This is a genomic window from Hydrogenophaga sp. (assembly GCF_048549895.1).
Taxonomy (GTDB): Bacteria; Pseudomonadota; Gammaproteobacteria; order Burkholderiales; family Burkholderiaceae_C; genus Hydrogenophaga.
In genome coordinates this window covers 1-2,897 of the sequence record NZ_JBLYYB010000236.1, presented here as the reverse complement: position 1 = coordinate 2,897, position 2,897 = coordinate 1, and the positions used below count along the sequence as shown (strand labels likewise).

Here is a 2,897-nt window from a genome sequence, read left to right as displayed (position 1 = left end):
TGCCTTCACTGTAGAAACACCACGCGCGCACCTCTGCAAGCCGACGCCCTGAGCGCATGTAGGAAAACGCCGACGCTCAGGGCTCGTGTGGCGCGGCCTTGTTGCCGGCCCAAGGTCTGTTCACACCGTTCGTGAAGCAAGCGCCCACCCCACAACCTGTCGGCGCCGTCCGACACCCGCGCAGTGCCCTGGCCGACACACACGCCGCCCGACTGCGCGCACACTTCGGCCCACGCCTTGCCGCCGGCAAGGTCCATCCATTCACCGTCGCGACCATGCACATGCCACGTTCTCCTTTGACCTCCGGCCTGCGCCGGCTGTATGGACTCACGCTCTCAAGCCTGCTGCTGGCGGCGGCGGGCTGCTCCAGCCTGCCGCCGAAAACGGCGGACATCCCGGACGAGAAAGCCGGCACCGTCAACGTGAGCGGCGCCGCCGGGCCGGTGTCGGCCACGGCCGAGCGCCGGGCTTTGCAAACCCTGGTCAACGAGGGCAAGAAGGATCTGACGATCCACCACCTCAAAACACTCACCGCCACCGGCGACGCCGACCTCTACCAGGGCAACCGCACGCGCCTGCTGGTCGACGGCCCGGCCACCTTCGGCGCCATGAAGGCGGCGATTGCGCAGGCGCGCGGCCGCGTGCTGCTGCAGAGCTACATCGTGGAAGACCAGGGCGTGGCGGCCGAGGTGGCCGAGCTCCTGCTGGCGCGCGCAGCGCAAGGCGTGAAGGTGGCCATGATCTTTGATGCCGTGGGCTCCATCACCACGCCCGATGCGTTCTTCAAACGCCTGGTCGACGGCGGCGTGGCGGTCTGTGCCTTCAACCCGATCAACCCGACCAAGCGCCCGGGCTACTGGGGCCTGACGCACCGCGACCACCGCAAGCTGCTGGTGGTGGACAACGACGTGGCCTTCACCGGCGGCATCAACATCAGCCGCGTGTACGGCTCCAGCTCGTTCGGCCGCCGTGGCAAACCCACCGGCGAAGGCGCTCTGGACGACGGCTGGCGCGACACGCAGATCGAGCTGCGCGGCCCCGTGGTGCCGGTGATCGGCCAGGTGTTCGAGACCACCTGGCGCGAGCAGGGCTGCAAAGGCGATCTGGGCCAACCGGCCTCGCAAAAGGCCGCCGCCGAGCCCGGCACACGCGTGGTGAAGGTGATCGCCAGCGACCCGCGGGACAAGGACAACCGCATCTACAGCGCCCTGCTGGCCGCCGTGGACGCGGCGCAGGTCAGCGTTCGCTTCACCATGGCCTATTTCGCACCGGGCACCGACTTCGTCACCGCCCTGCGCAAGGCAGCCGAGCGCGGCGTGGCGGTGGAGATGGTGCTGCCCGGGCGCAGCGACTCCACGCTGGCGTTTCACGCCGGGCGCTCTTATTACGACGACCTGCTGAGTTCGGGTGTGCGCATCTACCAGATGGAACACGCCCTGATGCACGCCAAAACCGCCGTGATCGACGGCGTGTTCTCCACGGTGGGGTCGAGCAACCTGGACTGGTTGAGCTTCGTGGCCAACAGCGAGCTCAACGTGATCGTGCTGGGCGACGACTTCGGTGGCGAGATGAACGCGCTGTTCGAACGCGACCGCGCGGCGTCCCAACCGATCACGCTGGAAGAGTGGCGCCAGCGCGGGCTCGACGACCGCGCGATGGAAACGCTGAGCCGGATGCTGGAGCGGTTGCTCTGAGGCCCAGAGCGCTGGTCACTGGATCAGGCCGTTCTTGAGCGCGTAGTAGGTGAGGTCGCTGTTGCTGGCGAGCTTCAGTTTTTCCAGCACGCGCGAGCGGTAGGTGCTCACGGTTTTCACGCTCAGGAACATCTGCTCGGCCATGTGGCCAATGGTCTCGCCCTGCGCCAGCCGCAGGAACACCTGCATTTCCCGCTCCGAGAGCAACTCGTGCGCGGGCTGCTCGACCGCGCCGGCCGCGCCATCGGCCAGCAGCTCGGCCACCGCCGGGCTCACATAACGCCGCCCGCGCGCCACGGTGCGGATGGCGTTGACGATGTCCTCGGGCGCGCATTCCTTGTTGAGGTAACCGCTGGCGCCATAGCGCAGCAAGGTGGTGGCGTACTGCGCTTCGGGGAAGCCGCTCAGGATGAGCACCGCGAGATCGGGGAAACGCGCCTTGATCGCCTGCAGCGCGTCCACGCCGCCGTGCTCGGGCATGGAGATGTCCATCAGCAGCACATCGACCTCGCCGCCGCGCACCAGTTCAAGCGCCTCGCGCCCGTTGTTGGCTTCGCCCGTCACGCGCAGGTCCACGTGCTCCGAGAGAAATTGCCTCAGGCCGGTGCGCACGATGGCGTGGTCGTCAACGATGCCGATTCTGATCATGGAAGTCTCACAGCGGTGGGTGCACTCGGGCGGAGCCGGAAATCTAACAGGCCTCGCCAGGGGGCAGCGTCAGACAACGCCTACACAAGGGCGCCGGGACCATCGGCGTTGTCCTACAGGACGACGGCGCGCTGCCCGACACGCCGCAGACACCCCCCCACCTACAGTGAAGGCACGGCTTGACGCTGACCTTCAGCACCGGGTCGAGGGCGGTGGTTCTACCGCCCCAACACTTCGCAACCTCTACAGGAGAAGCACATGAACTGGGACCGAATCGAAGGCAACTGGAAACAACTCAAGGGGCGCGTGACCGAGCAGTGGGGCAAGCTCACCGACGACGACTTCGACGTGGTGGCCGGCCGCCGCGAACAGCTCGCCGGCAAGATCCAGGAACGCTACGGCGTGGCCAAGGACGAAGCCGAGCGCCAGGTGGCGGCCTGGGAACGCCATGCCGGCGACGACTGGTTCAGCAGCACCAAAAAGCGTCCGACCGACAAGGTTTGAACCCGATCACACACCCCCGACAACCGCCGGATGCGTCCGGCCTCCCTTTCA

At 67.1% G+C, this 2,897-nt stretch carries 3 protein-coding genes; 2 read left to right on the top strand and 1 reads right to left on the bottom strand.

Annotated elements, in window-relative coordinates; translation table 11 throughout:
- Window positions 1-281: 281 nt before the first annotated feature.
- Window positions 282-1,694, top strand: coding sequence for a phospholipase D-like domain-containing protein (locus ACN4F8_RS21765; protein ID WP_419475496.1), 1,413 nt, complete (start codon window positions 282-284; stop codon window positions 1,692-1,694).
- A gap of 15 nt (window positions 1,695-1,709) precedes the next feature.
- On the opposite strand, the gene ACN4F8_RS21760 is transcribed toward ACN4F8_RS21765, so the two are convergent.
- Window positions 1,710-2,342, bottom strand: coding sequence for a response regulator (locus tag ACN4F8_RS21760; protein ID WP_419475495.1), 633 nt, complete (start codon window positions 2,340-2,342; stop codon window positions 1,710-1,712).
- A gap of 258 nt (window positions 2,343-2,600) precedes the next feature.
- Between ACN4F8_RS21760 and ACN4F8_RS21755 the strand changes: the two genes are divergently transcribed.
- Entirely contained in the window at window positions 2,601-2,846 is a 246-nt protein-coding gene (locus tag ACN4F8_RS21755) for a CsbD family protein (RefSeq protein ID WP_419475494.1), read from the top strand.
- Window positions 2,847-2,897: the final 51 nt, after the last annotated feature.

Excerpts from the sequence above, each read along its gene's own strand:
- ACN4F8_RS21765 (WP_419475496.1), top strand. The coding sequence starts at position 282 with ATGCCACGTTCTCCTTTGACCTCCGGCCTGCGCCGGCTGTATGGACTC.
- ACN4F8_RS21760 (WP_419475495.1), bottom strand. The coding sequence starts at position 2,342 with ATGATCAGAATCGGCATCGTTGACGACCACGCCATCGTGCGCACCGGC.
- ACN4F8_RS21755 (WP_419475494.1), top strand. The coding sequence starts at position 2,601 with ATGAACTGGGACCGAATCGAAGGCAACTGGAAACAACTCAAGGGGCGC.